We start from the raw sequence: 18,420 nt of genomic DNA, 5'->3' as shown, positions 1-18,420 counted from the left end.
CTCTTTCTAAAGCTCACTAAATCATTGATGGATCTAAGTCAATTGTGAGCATAATTCCTTTTTTTATCCAATCCGAACGGTACAGTTTAATCAGCTGTAACAGGACTGGAATTAAATTTGGTTCTATTTTATATTTTATCAAACATTGGTAGCGATATCTATTTTGGAGACGACTAATACTAGCTGTTGTCGGACCGATAATGGAGACACTAAATGGTAAGTTTGATCGTAAATATTCTGCTGCCTTTGCAGCATATTCTGCCGCCATCATAACATCTTCATGAGAAACTTGAACAAGAGCTAGATAAAAATAAGGAGGATAACCTGCTCCATGACGTGTAAGCATTTCACGCTCGTAAAATGGTTCGTACAGTTGCTCCTTCGACAGCTCAATTGCGTAATGCTCTGGTGTATATGTTTGCACAACGACCTCGCCTGGTTTTTCATGACGCCCTGCTCGACCACTAACCTGCGTGAGCAGCTGGAATGTACGCTCAGCGGCACGATAGTCTGGCAAATGTAGTGATGTATCTGCGCTTAACACCCCGACAAGTGTAATATTAGGGAAGTCCAGTCCCTTTGCAATCATTTGTGTTCCTAGTAAAATATCCGCTTCCCCGTTACCAAAGGCGTCTAAAATCAATTCATGTGCCCCTTTTTGTTTCGTCGTATCAACATCCATTCGTAGCACACGCACCTCAGGAAATAGCTTATTAAGCTCCTCTTCTACCTTTTGTGTTCCTGTGCCAAAAAATCGAATATGCTCACTTTGACATTGTGGGCAAGTTTGTGGGACGAACTCTTCATAGCCGCAGTAATGACATTTTATTTTTTCAGTGGAGCGGTGATACGTTAAAGAAATATCGCAGTTTGGACATTCCACAACCGTTCCACAATCACGACACAACACGAAGGATGAATAGCCACGTCGATTTAAAAACAATACAATTTGTTCCTGTTTCTCAAGTCGGATTCGAATGCTTTCAATTAGCGCCTCTGAAAACATCGACCGATTTCCACCCTTTAGCTCAGCCCGCATATCAACGATTCTAACTTCGGGTAATGCTTGATTTTTCGCTCTTTGATTTAATGTTAGAAGCGTATATCGTTTTTTCTTCGCCCGCGCAAACGACTCAAGCGATGGCGTAGCACTACCTAAAATTACTGGACAATGGTGAAACTTACTTCGCCATATTGCCACATCTCGAGCATGATAGCGCGGTGAATCCTCCTGCTTATATGTCGATTCATGCTCCTCATCTAAAATAACAAGTCCGACATTTTCAAAAGGAGCAAAAATAGCAGACCTTGCACCAACAACAACCTTGACTTTTCCTTGTTGAATTTTACGCCATTCATCGTACTTCTCACCTACAGAAAGACCACTATGCATAACTGCTACAAGCTCACCAAATCGTGAACGAAAGCGCTCTGTCATTTGTGGGGTTAACGAAATTTCAGGAACAAGCACAATAGACTCTTTTCCTTCCTGAAGCGTGTGTTGAATCGCCTGTAGGTACACCTCTGTTTTTCCACTACCCGTAATTCCATGCAATAAGAATGTTTCGGGGTGCTTGTTATCCATAGCCCTTTTAATTTTCGATAAGGCATGCGCTTGCTCATCTGTTAGTTGGAGAAAATCCGTTTTTTGAACTGCCTTAGTGAATGGATCTCGATACACTTCTTCTTTAATAAAATGTGCAGCGCCTCGTTCAATAACAGCGTGTAGAACTGCCATTGTAACACCTACAGCCGAGCATATATCAGAGGGGGTAAGAACTTCACCCGCATGCTGTCTCATCCAAGCTATCAGCTGCTTTTGCTTCGCTGCTCGATTTGACAGGGTCTCTTCCAGCTCTATAAGAAGCGCTTCATCTGATGCTATACAAACTTTTCGAACTTCCTTTACCTTCCCCTGTTGCTTTACGCTATTTTCAATCATCACATGACCTTGTTTAATGGCTTCCTTTAGTTCGTGTAATGCATTTTCTCGTTGGAACTGCATGAAGTTGACCTTTTCTGATTTCCGAAAAATGGACTGCAATTTCGAATCTAACGCTTGTATATCTGTATTCAAATGAACAATTTTTTCATATTTAGCACGTAAGGCTGACGGTAACATTGCTTGCAATGCATCGATTTCATAGCAAATCGTCTGGTCCTTTAGCCATTGCGCTAACGCGAGCATTTCATTATTCAAAACTGGCTCTATGTCTAAAATTTGAGAAATTGGCTTTAATTTATTTAGCGGAACTTCTGTATGATCTTTCAGTGCCACGACAAAAGCAAGGACATTTCTTGGTCCGAATGGTACTTTTACACGGCTTCCACATTCTATTAAGTTGTGCCACTCCTCTGGTACAGCATAATCAAATGGTCGGTCTACGGGATAAGCCGCCACATCCACAATGACCTGTGCTACTAGAAGCGACATTAGAGCTGCTCTCTTTCAGCAATGGATTCAAGAAGAAGTAGTGCAAGCTCCTTTTTCGGTTGCTGCCCAAATTTTTGCAAAAAGTTTTTGCCGATCAACGTGACACTATTCGTATCCGTTCCAAAGCCAGACCCTGCTTCAGTCACATCATTCGCAATAATATAATCAGCATTTTTCTTAACAAGCTTTTGCCTTGCATACTCTTCGACATCATTTGTTTCAGCTGCGAAGCCTATTAATAATTGATGCTGTTTCTCCTCGCCAAGCTTTGCCAAAATATCGACGGTTCTCTCCAGCTCGATGACTGCATCACCTGGCTGCTTTTTCATCTTTTGACCATGAACAATTTTAGGTCGATAATCGGCAACTGCCGCCGTTTTAATTACAATATCCGCGCTGCTATACTCCCCCTGAATAACCTCTAGCATATCTGCGGCACTTTCCACATTTATCACTTTCATACCAGACGGTTTTGTGAGCTGTACCGGACCAGAAACTAATACAACCTCTGCTCCTAAATCACGAGCTGCCTCTGCCATAGCATAGCCCATTTTTCCAGTTGAAAAGTTCGTTACAAAACGTACTGGATCAATTCTTTCTCGAGTTGGTCCAGCTGAAACGACAACCTTCCTTCCTTTTAACGGAAGATTCTTTGGTTGGAAATATTGGATTACTAGGTCTGTTATTTTTTCTGGCTCCTCTAAGCGACCTTTTCCAATATAGCCACATGCTAAAAAACCTTCCGAAGGCTCGATAAACTTATAGCCATCCTCTGCAAGCCTTGCAATATTTCGCTTAACTGCTGGATGATCATACATATGTACATTCATTGCAGGTGCCAGCCATACTGGAGCGGTAGAAGCAAGTAAAGTGGTTGTCATCATCTCATCGGCAATTCCATTCGCTAGCTTTCCAATCACATTCGCTGTCGCTGGGGCAACTAAGATTAAATCCGCCCAATCAGCTAAATCAATATGTGCAATCACGCCTGAATCTTTTTCATCGAATGTATCAAAAAATACATCGTTTTTAGACATCACTTGAAAACTTAATGGATTGACAAATTTTTGAGCAGAGGCTGTCATAATCACTTTCACATTGAAGCCTGCCTGCGTCAATTTACTACAAAGTGCAACTGCCTTATAAACAGCAATGCCACCGGATACACAAAGTAAAATATTGTTATTTCGCATTATTTCCACCCTTTCAAATGATAAGCTCCCAAAGAAAAATTCTCCGGGAGCTATTTCACACGTATATAGTATTACACTTCGTCCTCATAGATAGTTGACTCATCTTGCTGTTCTTTCTTTAATACGCCAGCTGCCACTTCCTCTAGTGCTTTTCCTACAGGCTTATAAGATACATACTTATAAAGACGTTCGCCGCCCTCTTCCTGCATTTGACGTGCACGCTTAGAAGCTAAGCTCACTAGTGAATATTTTGAATCGATTTCCTTTTTTAAGGCATCTACTGATGGGTATAACATAAGTTTATTCTCCTTTCAACATTGACAAATATATTTTTTCTACACGTTCACGACGGCAATGCTCGGCTTTAATAATCGCATTAATTTTATCACAAGCATTAAGCACTTCATCATTTTCAACAACATAATCGTATAAGCTCATCATTTCAAGCTCTTCCTCCGCTGTTGCAATACGCTTAGCAATGACATCCTCAGTTTCTGTCCCACGTCCTACTAAACGATCCTTTAGCTCAGATAGGCTTGGTGGTGCTAAGAAAATAAATAGGGCATCCGGTGCTTTTTTTCGAATTTGCGCTGCACCCTGCACCTCAATTTCTAAAAATACGTCACGACCAGCATCTAATGTTTCGTTTACGTATGTAAGCGGTGTACCGTAATAATTCCCTACGAATTCTGCATGTTCAAGTAATCCACCCTGCTCGATTAACGCCTCGAACTCCTCACGTGTCTTAAAGAAATAGTCTACACCATCTACTTCTCCTTCGCGAGGATTACGTGTTGTCATTGAAATCGAATATTCATAGTTTGTGTTAGGTTGAGAAAATAATTCCTTACGAACTGTACCTTTTCCAACACCTGATGGACCTGATAAGACGATTAATAAACCACGTTGTTTTTTCATTTTATATTGATTACTCCCTCTAGCTATTCAATGTTTTGAACTTGCTCTCGCATTTTTTCTAGGATTGTTTTAGCCTGTACGACAGCTATTGAGCTTTCTGATGATTGATTTTTGGAGCCAATTGTATTAATTTCACGATGCATTTCCTGCATTAAAAAATCAAGCTTACGACCAATAGCGATATTTTCTTGGAGCGTTTCCTCTAGCTGACTAAAATGACTTTCTAGACGATCTAGCTCCTCCGTAATATCTGCACGTTCTGCAAAGAAGGCGACCTCAACAAGTAATCGATCTTCTAATAGTTGCCCACTCGTAAACTCCTCTATTCGCGTTTTTAGGCGATCACGATATTTACTAACCGCCTCAGAGGAAGTTTCTCTTATGCGTTGAATTTGCTCTTGCAGCTGCCTTTTATTTTGTAGCATCACTGCTTTTAGCTCTTTTCCTTCACGCTCACGCATTTGAAGTAGGTGACCGATTGCCTCATTTAATGCTTGCTCTATAGCAGCTAATAATTCGTCATGAACAAGCTCTTCCTTGTCAACGACTAACACTTGCTCTAACATGGCAATTTCCTGCATGCTCCACTTTTCTTCCATTGGCATATTAAAAGAAAGCTCTTCTTTTGCCTTCCGATACGCTTCTAGTAATGGCCAATTGATTTGAATTCTTTGCTCAGCCTCTTGGAGCTCTTTTATAAATATAATGACATCAAGCTTCCCACGAGATACAGACTTCGATAGCATTTTTTTAGCAAGTACCTCAGACTCCATCCATTCTTTCGGAAACTTCGTATTAATTTCTAAAAAACGATGATTCACAGCACGAACTTCAACCGTAAGCTGGTAAGATTTCGTCGTTGTGACACCCCTGCCAAAGCCCGTCATACTACGTACCAAGGTTCGTCACATCCTTCTATACATACTGTCCCAATTATAGCATATGATTTGAGGATTATGACGATTGATTTATAGAAATATGTAAACATCCTCAACCATAATAAAAAATGCTATCATAAGAGAGATTAAACTGACAACAACTTATAGAATGGTGTAGAAAAAAAAGCTAAGAATGAAAGAGGAATGAACAATGGCATTTGACGGATTATTCACAAGCGCGATGACGAATGAACTATCGCAGCTTTTATCAGGACGTATTACAAAAATTCACCAGCCGAATGCACTCGAGGTAATATTACATATACGTACAAAGGGAGAAAATCATAAATTATTAATTTCTATACACCCTTCTTATGCGCGTGTACATCTTACCCAGCATTCTGTTGAAAACCCTGCAGAACCCCCTATGTTTTGCATGCTTTTACGTAAACATATTGAGGGAGGATTTATTTCAGCGATACAGAATACAAGCGGAGAACGAATTATTACACTAGGAATTGATAGCAAAAATGAAATCGGAGACAGTGTCCATCGAAAGCTAATCATTGAAATTATGGGGCGTCATAGTAACCTTATACTAATTGATGCTGAAAACGATAAAATTATCGATAGTTTAAAGCATTTACCTCCTTCGATAAATAGTTATCGTACCGTACTGCCTGGTCAAACGTATATAGAGCCACCAGCTCAAAACAAACAGCATATTAATAATACAACCGATGAGAATTTACGTGCGTTTTTTGCAGGTGATGTCACAGCAAAGGATATTATGAATCATTTTATTGGTTTTTCTCCACTGCATGCCAACGAATTAACGCATCGTTTACGGCAAGGCGATATTGTCGAACTAACCCGTACATTTATGGATGAAGTTATTACTGCGAAACAACCAACGTATATAGAAAAAGAAGGAAAAACTTATTTTTCTCCAACAAGCTTAACCCATTTAGCTGGAAACGAAACACAGTATCCAAATTTAAGCACATTGCTAGACCGCGTCTTTTTTGCTCGCGCTGAACGTGACCGCGTTAAACAGCAAGCTGGAGATTTAGAACGTTGGCTTTCAAACGAGCTTGATAAATTAAAGTTAAAATTGAAGAAGCTCCATGGGGATTACGAAAGAGCAAGCAAGCTAGACCAATTTCAATTATACGGTGAGCTGTTAATGGCGAACCTTTACCAATTCGAAAAAGGCGTGGAGAAGGTCACTGTCGAAAACTACTACACAGGTGAAAAAGTAACGATTCCCGTAAGCCCTCGAAAAACACCAATTGAAAATGCACAGGGCTATTACACAAAATATAATAAAGCGAAAAATGCACTTGTGATGATTAGAGAGCAAAAACTAAAAACAGAGGATGAAATTTCTTATTTCGAAATGCTCGCTCAGCAAGTTCAACAAGCAGCACCGTCAGATATTGAAGAGATTCGTGAGGAATTAGCAGAACAGGGCTATCTTCGCCTACGCGCTTCAAGGAAAAAGAAAAAGCCAACAAAGCCAGAGCCAGAGAAATTTATATCTTCAACCGGCATTACTATCTCTGTCGGAAAAAATAATAAGCAAAATGACTATTTAACATTCAAGCTTGCAAAAAAGAACGATATTTGGTTACACACGAAGGATATTCCCGGCTCACATGTTGTGATTCATGACGCTAATCCTGATGAAACAACATTACGGGAAGCGGCTATACTTAGCGCCTATTTTAGTAAAGCACGCGAGTCCTCTTCTGTCCCGGTTGATTATACAGAAATTCGACAGGTAAAGAAGCCAAATGGTTCTAAACCGGGCTTTGTCATTTATTTTGAACAAAAAACACTATTTGTCACACCTGACGAAAACATCATATTACAATTAAAAAAGAAGTAAAATCGTCTGCATCCTAATAAAAGTAAAATTTTCCACTAGCAAAGTTGTATAATAACAATAACAACATGAATCTTCATTTACATGAATAAATAACATGGGAGATGAGCGAATGGAATTATTATTAGATCGGGTCAAAAACACAAGAGAAGTACTTAGAAAGCATATTATCGAAACAATTTTAAATGAGTTTGATGACCAATGTATGAAATTGGACATAGATAAGAGAAAAAGTAAGTATGCCAAGATGATGGAAAGTCCGTTCCGTTTTTTTAGAGGCAGTGCCTACTTATTTTATTACGACATAACGAAAATCCCTTTTTCATTTCATACAGATGAGGATAAGCCTACATGGATTCAAGGGGATCTGCATATGGATAATTTCGGTGCATTTCAAAATGAATTAGGCGAAATTGTTTATGATGTGAATGATTTTGATGAAGGATATGTTGGCTCGTATTTATATGATGTACTTCGTATGTCGGTTAGTATTGCCCTGTATTGCGAGGCACAAGGACTTACCGTTGAGGATCAAAAGCAACGAATAGACAATTACATCCATGCATACTATAGCCAGCTTAAAAGATTCAAAAAAGAAAAAGATAATCCTGTAACACTGACTTTTACTAAAGAAAATACAAAAGGTCCTGTTAAAAAAATATTAAAGAAGCTAGCCAAAAGACAAAGGGATCATTTATTAAAAGATATCACCTATATCAATGAAGCTAATCAGCGTGTTTTTTGCTGGTCCGACGAAATCCAACCTGTAAGTGAACGAGAACAAAATACACTTGAATCCTTAACCGAAGCATATTTTAATTCACTGGATACGGAAGATAAAAAGGATATCTCTTTTTATACAATTAAAGATATAGCCAGAAAACACGGTACTGGCACTGCATCTATAGGATTGGATCGATACTATATTTTAATCGAAGGTGCGAAGGATGCACATGGATTAGATGATTTAGTCTTAGAGGTTAAAGAAGTTCGCTCCCCGATTCCTGCATATTTTTTACCTTATCATGATCAATTTTGGGAGAAGTATGAGCATCAAGGTAAACGCGTAGTAGAAACACAAAAGGCAATGCACCATTTAGAGGATCCATATTTAGGCTATTTCTCAATAGACGGCAGGGATTTCTATGTGCGTGAACGCTCTCCTTTTAAAAAGAAAGTAAAAGCAGAGCAATTAATAACGCCAGAAAACTTTGATGAAACGCTAGAAATTATGGGAAAAGTTACAGCAAAAATACATGCCCGCGCCGATGTCGACACTGAAAATGAATTATTTTCTCATGAATGCGAGAAGGAAATATTATCCTCTATAGGGGATAATTTCGACATGTTCTGTGCACAAGTTGTTTTTGTTGCGAGCTCCTATAAAGAACAAGTAAACCATGACTACAAGCTATTTTGCCAATGGGTTAATGAGGATTTTAAATAATTATATGAGAGGGCATTTCTTGAATTCGTATCAAGAAATGCCCTCATTTTTTTCAAATAATAGATATTAGTACAGACGCTAAGTATCTTTACACTTTAAAGCGATTAACAGCCCTGTTTAATTGTTCACTCAAATCTGTTAAAGTTTCTGCCGCTGTCGAAACGGAAACGATAGCACGAAGCTGTTCATCTGTTGAGGCGCTTACCTCTTCACAAGCGGCGGCTGTTTCTTGAGATGTGGCTGCCATCGTTTGAATCGTCTCAGCAACATTATCCTTGTGTACCGCAACTTTTTGAATTTCATTATAGACTGAATCAATTGAATCCTGCATATCTGCCATTAATTTCGAAATTTCGCCAAAAGTAAGTTCAGTATTGTTAACAACTGTAACTTGACGTTGGAAGTTTTCACGCGTTTCATTCATTTGCTGCGTCACTAGTCTAGATTCTGCTTGTAGTTCATGAACCGTTACTTTGACTTCTTCAGTAGAACGAGCGGATTGTTCAGCGAGTTTACGTACCTCTTCGGCAACGACTGCAAATCCTTTACCATGATCACCTGCACGTGCGGCTTCAATACTAGCATTCAATGCTAGTAGATTTGTTTGCGTTGAGATTTCGGTAATCGTTTCCATGACGCCTCCGATTGCCTTTACTTTCGTTTCAAGCATACTTACTACTTCAGACATACCATGCAAATTAGTTTCCCAATCACTAAATGATAGCTTCAGCTGTTGCATCTGCCCTTGTCCATTCGCATTCATGTCGCCTGCTTTCGTTGCAATATCTGACATGATACTTGCTTTAGTTGTAATTTCATTAATTTGCTGACCAAGAAGATGGGCACGTTCTGTTACGACTTCAGCATCCTCTGCTGATTTTGATGCACCTTCTGCTATTTCCGTAACAGCAAGCGCAACTTCATTACTTGATGCACTTGTTTCTTCAGCAACTGCACTCAAGCTTTCAGAGCTCGCACGAACATTTGAGGCTGAATTGTTAACAACAGTAATAATAGCATGCATATTTTCAATCATCGTGTTGAAATTAGCCCCTAGCTCTCCAATCTCATCCTTAGTCTTAATATCCGAATGAACCGTTAAATCGCCCTGGGATACGGCATTCATAAGTGATTTCAACCTACCAATAGGTTGTATCGTTCGACTAATTGTAAAATACAATGCAATAAAAATAATAAACATTGTAATGAGGGCTACAATTAACATTGAATTCATTAGGTGATCTGCTGTCTCATTAATATTCTTTTCCTGATAAATAGCAGCTATTTTCCAGCCAAGATCGGGTAGTGTCGTATAAACATTTACATAGTCTACCCCTTCGAAATTGTATCGAGAAACCTTTTGTTCATTACCTTCTTTATACATATCTGCGATGAAGGACATTTCCATGAAATTTTCTCCATTGCTGTAAGGATGGGCTACTACTGTACCTTCAGTATCCAATACCATAGGAAAACCGCGATAGCCTACATCTTTATCCTCAATCCGGCTTGCTAATGCGGAAAGCTGGATATCAAGTGCAAGGACACCTAGAACTTCATTATTCTGTTTAATCGCTTTAGAAAGTGTCACTATCAGTTCATCCGTTACCGCGTCAGTGTATGGGTTAGACCATTGAATCCTATCCGGGTGAGCAACTGCATTTTGATACCATTCACGCTTTGTTGGGTCATAATCATCTGCAAAATTAGCTTCAGGGAAAATATGGATTTCTTTTGTAGGAAGCGCCATATAAATTGATGAAGCATCGTTGTATAAGCTTAAAAAGCTTCTAAATTCTTGTTCAATGTCAATGGATGTTGTTCCGGTATTTCCTTTCGAACTAACAAATTCCATTATCGAGGAGGATGCAGAATACTGCTCAATCCCCTTGCCATATTGACCAAGAAAATTATGTATAGAGAAACTCATTTCTTTCACTAACGTTTCGCTAGCAGAAATAGCACTTTTTTCCGTAGTAGTTTTGACTTGAGTGCTACTAATTGCAGTCATTATGGACGTCCCAATTAAAAACAGCAACATAACTGTGATGATAATTTTCGTTTTCACAGATTTAAACATGTAAATATAACACCTTCTCTTTCATTACTTTAAAACATAATCACTTTAACAATTATCGGTAATAGGAATTATTTATTTAGGTATTAAATAATAAACTAATTATTTAGAATAGAAAAAATATAATATTTCAGCACACAAAAGTATCAATCAATCTAACAAAGACAAAATACTCAACTATTATTATTTGTCGATATATCAAGGATTAGGATTAGTCGACACGTATCACAAAATCGTAATTTCTACCCCCATAAATTCTATATTTCGATATTCTATAATGAACCTTTTTACAGATTTACTTTTTAAATCATATGATTATTTTCCTTTTATATAGTTTCCCTTCACGAAATAAGCATGAAAGCCTACTAACTATGCATACGAATAAATAAATAGAATAAATGTAGACTTCATATCAATAAATACTTCTTCAAATATAGCAACATACTCTATTCTTTACGTTTACTCTATTTAGACTTTCATAGTTTTAGAAGATGAGGAGGGAATGTTTTGGCGAAATTTAGAAAAGCGATGCTATTGATAATGATTTTAATGTTGTCATTTAGCTCAGCAGCATTTGGTATGCAAAGCGCCGGTCTAAGTATAGACAAGCCACCTATTGAGGTATCCAAACCAAATACGACGATTCCGGAAACGCTTGAAAATCCAGAAAACCCGGAAGAAAAGGTCCGAATTATTGTTGAGCTTGAAGGTGCACCTACAATTGAACAAGCAACTGAGAAAGGTGTACTTTACAAAGATTTACGAGTTTCAGAGCGTAAAATGCTAGAAAGTAAGATTACAACTGAACAAGCTAATGTTCAAAATTCAGTTGAATCAGTTGCTCCTTCTATTGAAATTTTAGAAAACTTTACAACTGTATTTAATGGGTTTTCAGCAGAGGTTGAGGCTAAATATGTTGAAAAAATTGCCGCTACTAACGGGGTAAAGGCAGTTTATGAATCGACAGAGTACGAAAGACCCACTGAAAAACCAGAAATGATCCATTCTAAGGAACTTGTTCAAGCACAACGAGCATGGAATGAATATGGGTTCCGTGGAGAAGGAATGGTTGTCGGGGTAATCGATTCAGGGATTGATCCGAGCCATAAAGATATGGTGTTAACAGATAATTCTACTGCTGAAATTACAAAGGAAGAAGTTGACGGGCTATTAGCAAACGGCTCTATCAAAAATGGTGGGTACTATACTGCAAAAGTCCCGTTCGGCTATAACTATATGGATGGCAATAATCAAATATTAGATTTAGGTCCTGATGCGACAATGCACGGGATGCATGTCGGTGGTACTGTTGCAGCAAATGGATCCGAGGAAGATGGCGGTATTAAAGGCGTAGCCCCAGAAGCGCAAATTTTAGCGTTAAAGGTATTCGGTAACGACCCCGGCTTCCCTTCTACTTACGGCGATATTTATATTAAAGCGATAGATGACTCTATTAAACTTGGCGTTGATGTAATTAATATGTCACTAGGTGCAACTGCAGGCTTTGTGGATGACAATAACCCAGAACAGCAAGCCGTACAACGAGCGACAGAAAACGGTATACTTGTAGCGATTTCTGCTGGAAACTCCGCATTTTATGGCAATGGCTATTTTTATCCTTACGCTGAAAATCAGGATTACGGTTTAACAGGTTCACCAAGTGTATCGCATCATTCTTTAGGCGTTGCTTCTTTTGAAAATAAGACAATTACAGCATATAGCTTCTCGTATCAAATCGATGGTACAGACGCGGGAGATGCACTTTATTTATTAGCGAATGATCAAGATCCAATCAAAACTTACACTGGACCAATGGAGCTTGTTGATGCTGGGCTAGGTGGTGCTGATGATTTTGCAGGAAAAGATGTTAATGGAAAAATTGCATTGGTTAAACGCGGCACATACACTTTCGTAGATAAAGCACTTAACGCCCAAGCCGCTGGCGCAGCTGGGATTATTATTTATAACAATGCCGCTGGTACAATAAATATGGCTTCAGATCCTGCGATAAAAATTCCATATATGTTTGCCCTTCAAACAAATGGCGAGGCATTAAAGACAGCCTTAACGAATGGAAGCACTGTCACAGTATCATTCGAAGGAAACTTTGTAGAAACACCCAATGCAAATGCTGGCAAAATGAGTGATTTCTCATCTTGGGGTCCTACTCCAAACCTAGACTTTAAACCAGAAATTACAGCACCAGGTGGTAATATTTTCTCGACTTTAAACGATAATCAATACGGCTTAATGAGTGGTACTTCAATGGCAGCTCCGCATGTTGCAGGTGGTACAACACTAGTGCTAGAACGTATTGATCAAGAATTTAATTTATCAGGCTCTGATCGTGTTCAACTAGCGAAAAATCTATTAATGAATACGTCTGCGCCAGTGGAATTAGCCCCTGGTGAATACGTTTCCCCTCGCCGTCAAGGTTCGGGCTTAATGCAATTGGCCAATGCACTTTCAACAGATGTTGTTGTAACAAACGAAAATACAAATGAGCCCAAAGTAGCCTTAAAAGAAATTAAAAACAATACGTTCACTTTTACGTTAAATGCGAAAAACTATTCAGATGAAGAAAAAACTTTCAACGTTCATACACAAATTCAAATGGATGCTCCTGTAAACGCTGGCGATGGACTATTTGTGAACCTACCTAATACGTATGGTCAAATCGTATTAACTGATGAAGATATTGACGTAACAGCACCAGAAACTGTTACAATTCCTGCAAATGGAACTGCACCTATCACAGTTTCGGTTGACACTACGGACATAGCTAGCTTCTTTAGTTCGATTTATACAAATGGCTTCTTCGTGGACGGATTTGTCACATTAACAGATCCAAATGAAGAAGTTACTGGTAATGTACCGTTAACTGTTCCTTTCTTTGGATTTAATGGTGAGTGGGATGATGCACCAATTTTCGACTACTTTGCATGGGATAGTAAAACGTTTTGGGGCTATACTGCACTAGCCGATGAGCAAGGCAGCTTTATTACAGGTGGCGGCAATTTCGATTCTGCTCGCTTTGGCTTCTCTCCAAACGGGGATGGCGTTCGTGATAAGGCGATTCCTGTCTTCTCTCTATTCCGAAATGCAAAGGAATTTAAAGTACAGGTTCTTGATAAAGACGGTAAAGTGTTACGTACACTTCGTACAGCGAACGAATTACGTAAGCATTATACAAATACAACGGCAAACCCTTATACGTATAATTTAAATTACGGCTGGGATGGGAAAATCAATAATAAGCTGGCAGCTGATGGGGATTATGTACTTCAGGTAAGCGGTGTAATTGATTACGAGGGTGCTGAATGGCAGACTCTTCAATATCCAGTAAAAGTTGATACAAAGGCGCCAAGTGCAGATGTCGGATTTGATGTAGCCACAAATGTAGTATCTATTGCTGATTTTACAGACTCTACAGGTGGGACAGGCGTAGAATATTGGCAAGTATTTGTCAATGGTAAGGCGATTTCAGACAAACTAACGGTTCAAACAGCTTCATATATTATTACTGCACCATTAACACCGAAAGACGAGATTACAGTGCAGGTAGTCGATGCTGCACGTAACATAGCCGAGTATCCGTTCAACGTTACTGGTACACCTGAAAAGAATCATCCAGTAATCTATATTGATAGTCCGGAATTCTTTGACGGCTTTAATACTAGTCTAGTAGACGTAGTTGGACGTGTAGAAGACGAATCGAAAATCACTTCTGTTACAGTAAATGAGCAAGAGGCTACATTCGACGGCTTGAACTTCTCTCACACATTAACTCTAAAAGATGGCGTTCAAGATATCCGCGTAAAAGCAATAGATGAATTCAAAAATGAAATGCAAATTGCTCGTAAAGTAATTGTCGATACAACCGCTCCAACTCTGTCGATTAAAAATAATTATGTGAAAAATACAAAAGAGCAAACAGCAACGGTTAATATTACAGTTAAGGATAACTTTGATGAGGTTCGTGTTACAGTAAATGGAGATGAAAGATTCTACAAAGAGCTTTCAGAGCCATATGCAATGAAGGGCTATACAAAGGATCTTGCATTAGAGCTTGCCCTTGTAGATGGAGATAATGAATTTACGATCGAAGTGGAAGATATTGTTGGCAATAAAACAACAAAAACAATTACGATTAAAAAGACAGCTTCAAATAATGGTAAGCCTGACAAACCAGGAAATGGGAATGGAAACAAACCTGGGCATGGAAACGGCAACGGCAAGAAGCCAGTTAAGCCATAAGTAAGCTATGAAAATACAATAGCAGGTGGAGAAAAACTCATTTTCTCCACCTGCTTTTTTGCGTCAAGCAAACACTTATCAATTTTGTAAATTCCCTGCTTTACGTAAAAGAAGCCCGGCTAGTGCCGGGCCTCTTTCCGTTGTGCTCCTGCGGTTGAGATTGTTTCACAACCTCAAGCCTCGTCGCATGGAAAACTTAAAGCTCTCCAGCTTTAAGTTTTCCAGTGTGGCTGTCACTTTGCTTTCGCCACAGCTCTACCTATATAAGTAGCATTTCATTCACTTTAAAATAAATTCAATTATTTTTGTAAATTCCCTGCTTTAAGGTCCGCGTGCCACTCCTTCAAGAATGGGATTTGGTCTGCTTGGATAGTGCCTGATTCGTTTGCTGCTTCTACTAAGTAGTCGAAGTTTGTTAGAGATACGTATTTTACGCCGATTTCGTCGAATGCTTTTTCAGCTTTTGGTAAGTTGTATGTATATACACAAACTACCCCAACTACCTCACAGCCAGCTGCGCGTAATGCTTCTACTGCTGTAATAGCAGAGCCGCCTGTTGATACGATATCTTCAACGACTACCACTTTTTGTCCAGCTGCATATTTACCTTCGATTTGATTGCCACGACCGTGCTCTTTTGCTTTTGAGCGCACATATACCATTGGTAGCTCTAAAATATCAGAAACCCATGCTGCATGCGGGATACCTGCTGTAGCTGTACCTGCAACTATTTCAGTCTCTGGGAAAAATTCTTTAATATTTTGCGCTAAACCGTTCGCAAGTTGTTTACGAATAACAGGATCTGAAATTGTTAAACGTGTATCACAGTAAATAGGTGATTTAATACCTGAAGCCCAAGTAAATAATTCTGTTGGGTTTAATTCTACTGCACCTACTTTTAGCATAGCGTGTGCGATTTCGTTTTGTAATGTCATATTATTTTTTCCTCCCATAATTCACAAACATTTTTATAAGCTGCTACTGGATTAGCTGCACCTGTAATTGCTCTACCGACAACAATTAGTGACGATCCATCCTGGCGCGCTCCGTCTGGTGTTGCAATGCGTTTTTGATCATGTGCTTCGCCACCAGCCATGCGAATACCAGGCGTTACACGAAGAAAATCCTCGCCACAAACCTCTGCAATTGCACGAGCCTCATGTACAGAACAAACAACACCATTTAAACCGGCAGCTTTCGTTAACTGTGCATAATGAAGTACAGATTCATTTAAAGATAGGGCAATCTTTTGCTCATTTTGCATTTGCTCTTCCGTTGTCGATGTTAATTGTGTTACTGCAATTAATGCGGCTCTATTTTTACCAACAGGCGTACCTGCTTCAAGACCTTCAAGCGCACCTTCCATCATATTCTTGCCACCTGCTGCATGAACATTAACTAAATCTACACCTAATCGTGCTAAACCCTTCATTGCAGACTTTACCGTATTCGGAATATCATGAAGCTTTAAATCTAAGAAAATATCATGGCCCTGTTCTTTTACTTTACGTACAATATCTGGACCTTCCTGCATATAAAGCTCCATCCCAATTTTCACGAAAAGCTGCTCGTTAAATTGGTTTAAAAAGTTAAACACTTCTTTCTCCCCTGGAAAGTCTAGTGCAATAATAGGTTTGTTGTTCATATTAACGGTGACTCCTTCCAATTATTTCTGTAATATGCTTTACACCTAGCTCTTCTAACTTCGCTGGTAAATCATCAATAATCGTCGGACATACAAAGTGATCGACAAAGTTTGCTGTACCGACTGCAACTGCAGATGCACCTGCCGACATAAAATCGATAACGTCCTGAGCATTCGTTATGCCTCCCATACCAATTATCGGAATATTGACAGCTTTGTATACTTCATATACCATACGGATAGCTACTGGCTTCACTGCTGGACCAGAAAGACCTCCTGTACCATTAGCAATTACAGGCTTTCCTGTTTTTTCATGAAGGCGCATACCAATTAATGTATTAATCATTGTAATACCGTCTGCCCCGCCTGCTTCAACCGCTTTTGCAATGTCCACGATATTCGTTACATTCGGAGATAATTTTACGTATACTGGTACGCTAGATACAGCCTTAACCGCTTCCACTAATTCACGAGCAGTTTCTGGATCCGTTCCGAACTGAATACCACCACATTTTACGTTTGGACATGAAATATTTAATTCTAATGCATGAACGTTCGGTGCTTTTGAAATTCTCTCGGCCACTTCTACATAATCCGCAACTTCTGTACCAGCAACATTCGCAATAATCGGTACATCGTAGTCCTCTAAGAAAGGAAGCTCCTCTGACATTACTTTATCAATCCCTGGATTTTGTAAGCCGATTGCATTTAACATCCCGGCTGCAGTTTCTGCTACTCGAGGTGTCGGGTTACCACGGCGTGTTTCTACCGTAGTAGCCTTAATCATAATGGCACCTAGCTTTGATAAATCATATAGCTGTGCATATTCACGGCCGAAGCCAAAGCAGCCTGACGCTGGCATAATCGGATTTTTTAAATCTAATCCTGGTAATTTAACGTTAATTCGGCTCATAGTGCCACAACTCCTTTCGGGAATACTGGCCCATCTGAGCACACTTTGACATAATCTTTTTCAGTCGCATCCGTTGTGTTACATACACAAGCGAAGCAAGCCCCAATACCACAAGCCATACGCTCTTCAAATGATAAGTAGCCTGGCTTATTTGGGAATTGTGCTTCAAGTGCCTTTAACATCGGAAGCGGTCCACAAGAATAGAACACATCAAACTCCGGCTGCATTTCATCTAGTAAGTTTGTTACAAAGCCCTTCGTTCCTTTTGTTCCATCCGCTGTGACATAATGTGTATCACCTAAATGGCTAAACTGTTCCTCATAAAAACAAACATTTTCTGATTGGAAGCCTAATACATGAATCGTACGTACACCACGTGCATTTAATTGCTTTGATAATTCATATAGGGGTGGTACACCGATACCCCCTCCTACAAGAAGTGCTGTACCGCCTTTTTGTACTGCATCAACAGGGAAGCCGTTACCAATTGGACCTAAAATATCGATCGCATCGCCTACTTGCTTTAACGATAGAATTTCTGTTCCACGACCTTCTGCACGATAGATCATCGTAAATTCATTTGTTTCTTTATTGATATTTGCAATACTAATTGGACGTCGTAATAGCGGCTCAAACATATCAGCGACACGTACGTGCACGAACTGTCCAGGAGTCATTTCCTGGACAAGTTCGCCTTGTACTGTAAGCTCAAAAATGTTATGCGCGATTTTCGATTGCCCAACGACTGTCATTCGTTCTTGGCGAATCAT

General features: G+C 39.3%; 13 protein-coding genes. 3 read left to right on the top strand and 10 right to left on the bottom strand.

What is annotated here, in order from left to right; all coding sequences use genetic code 11:
- Positions 1-16: 16 nt before the first annotated feature.
- The 5 genes from priA to V4T18_RS06985 form a co-directional block, all read right to left on the bottom strand.
- Positions 17-2,434: a primosomal protein N' gene (gene priA / locus V4T18_RS07005; protein WP_332648055.1), complete on the bottom strand. Its 2,418-nt coding sequence runs from the start codon at positions 2,432-2,434 to the stop codon at positions 17-19.
- Positions 2,434-3,630: a bifunctional phosphopantothenoylcysteine decarboxylase/phosphopantothenate--cysteine ligase CoaBC gene (coaBC, locus tag V4T18_RS07000; RefSeq protein WP_332648140.1), complete on the bottom strand. Its 1,197-nt coding sequence runs from the start codon at positions 3,628-3,630 to the stop codon at positions 2,434-2,436. Before coaBC ends, priA begins: the two co-directional genes overlap by 1 nt.
- A gap of 68 nt (positions 3,631-3,698) precedes the next feature.
- Positions 3,699-3,923, bottom strand: a complete 225-nt coding sequence (gene rpoZ, locus V4T18_RS06995; protein WP_332648053.1) for a DNA-directed RNA polymerase subunit omega — start codon at positions 3,921-3,923, stop codon at positions 3,699-3,701.
- A gap of 4 nt (positions 3,924-3,927) precedes the next feature.
- Positions 3,928-4,545: a guanylate kinase gene (gene gmk / locus V4T18_RS06990; protein WP_332648050.1), complete on the bottom strand. Its 618-nt coding sequence runs from the start codon at positions 4,543-4,545 to the stop codon at positions 3,928-3,930.
- A 23-nt stretch (positions 4,546-4,568) separates the two neighbouring features.
- Positions 4,569-5,444, bottom strand: coding sequence for a YicC/YloC family endoribonuclease (locus V4T18_RS06985; RefSeq protein ID WP_332648048.1), 876 nt, complete (start codon positions 5,442-5,444; stop codon positions 4,569-4,571).
- A gap of 190 nt (positions 5,445-5,634) precedes the next feature.
- Between V4T18_RS06985 and V4T18_RS06980 the strand changes: the two genes are divergently transcribed.
- Both V4T18_RS06980 and V4T18_RS06975 read left to right on the top strand, forming a co-directional pair.
- Positions 5,635-7,314 (top strand): Rqc2 family fibronectin-binding protein, encoded by a 1,680-nt coding sequence (locus tag V4T18_RS06980; protein WP_332648046.1) that lies wholly within the window; start codon positions 5,635-5,637, stop codon positions 7,312-7,314.
- Between the two features lie 109 nt (positions 7,315-7,423).
- On the top strand, positions 7,424-8,758 hold the full coding sequence (locus tag V4T18_RS06975; RefSeq protein WP_332648043.1) for a DUF2252 domain-containing protein: 1,335 nt from the start codon (positions 7,424-7,426) through the stop codon (positions 8,756-8,758).
- Positions 8,759-8,846: 88 nt separating this feature from the next.
- Here V4T18_RS06975 and V4T18_RS06970 read toward each other — a convergent pair whose 3' ends face one another.
- A complete protein-coding gene (locus V4T18_RS06970) occupies positions 8,847-10,826 on the bottom strand; it encodes a methyl-accepting chemotaxis protein (protein ID WP_332648041.1) in 1,980 nt (659 codons plus the stop codon).
- 516 nt (positions 10,827-11,342) lie between these two features.
- Between V4T18_RS06970 and V4T18_RS06965 the strand changes: the two genes are divergently transcribed.
- Positions 11,343-15,092, top strand: coding sequence for a S8 family serine peptidase (locus tag V4T18_RS06965; protein ID WP_332648038.1), 3,750 nt, complete (start codon positions 11,343-11,345; stop codon positions 15,090-15,092).
- Between the two features lie 299 nt (positions 15,093-15,391).
- Here the strand turns inward: V4T18_RS06965 and pyrE are convergent, their stop codons facing one another.
- Genes pyrE through V4T18_RS06945 form a run of 4 tightly spaced genes read right to left on the bottom strand, consistent with a single transcriptional unit; the run spans position 15,392 to position 18,420 of the window.
- Complete coding sequence (gene pyrE, locus V4T18_RS06960; protein WP_332648036.1) at positions 15,392-16,027, bottom strand: orotate phosphoribosyltransferase; 636 nt, start codon at positions 16,025-16,027, stop codon at positions 15,392-15,394.
- Positions 16,024-16,737, bottom strand: a complete 714-nt coding sequence (gene pyrF / locus V4T18_RS06955) for an orotidine-5'-phosphate decarboxylase (RefSeq protein ID WP_332648034.1) — start codon at positions 16,735-16,737, stop codon at positions 16,024-16,026. The genes pyrE and pyrF overlap by 4 nt, the downstream gene beginning before the upstream one ends.
- A 1-nt stretch (position 16,738) precedes the next feature.
- Entirely contained in the window at positions 16,739-17,650 is a 912-nt protein-coding gene (locus V4T18_RS06950; RefSeq protein ID WP_332648032.1) for a dihydroorotate dehydrogenase, read from the bottom strand.
- Positions 17,647-18,420 (bottom strand): dihydroorotate dehydrogenase electron transfer subunit, encoded by a 774-nt coding sequence (locus V4T18_RS06945; RefSeq protein ID WP_332648030.1) that lies wholly within the window; start codon positions 18,418-18,420, stop codon positions 17,647-17,649. Before V4T18_RS06945 ends, V4T18_RS06950 begins: the two co-directional genes overlap by 4 nt.

It is taken from the genome of Lysinibacillus sp. 54212 (assembly GCF_036662795.1).
In the GTDB taxonomy this organism is placed as follows: Bacteria; Bacillota; Bacilli; order Bacillales_A; family Planococcaceae; genus Lysinibacillus_B.
This window is presented reverse-complemented; position numbering and strand designations above follow the sequence as displayed.

Coding starts and splice junctions, on each gene's coding strand:
- priA (WP_332648055.1), bottom strand. CDS start 2,434: ATGTCGCTTCTAGTAGCACAGGTCATTGTGGATGTGGCGGCTTATCCC.
- rpoZ (WP_332648053.1), bottom strand. CDS start 3,923: ATGTTATACCCATCAGTAGATGCCTTAAAAAAGGAAATCGATTCAAAA.
- gmk (WP_332648050.1), bottom strand. CDS start 4,545: ATGAAAAAACAACGTGGTTTATTAATCGTCTTATCAGGTCCATCAGGT.
- V4T18_RS06980 (WP_332648046.1), top strand. CDS start 5,635: ATGGCATTTGACGGATTATTCACAAGCGCGATGACGAATGAACTATCG.
- V4T18_RS06975 (WP_332648043.1), top strand. CDS start 7,424: ATGGAATTATTATTAGATCGGGTCAAAAACACAAGAGAAGTACTTAGA.
- pyrE (WP_332648036.1), bottom strand. CDS start 16,027: ATGACATTACAAAACGAAATCGCACACGCTATGCTAAAAGTAGGTGCA.
- pyrF (WP_332648034.1), bottom strand. CDS start 16,737: ATGAACAACAAACCTATTATTGCACTAGACTTTCCAGGGGAGAAAGAA.
- V4T18_RS06950 (WP_332648032.1), bottom strand. CDS start 17,650: ATGAGCCGAATTAACGTTAAATTACCAGGATTAGATTTAAAAAATCCG.
- V4T18_RS06945 (WP_332648030.1), bottom strand. CDS start 18,420: ATGATTCGCCAAGAACGAATGACAGTCGTTGGGCAATCGAAAATCGCG.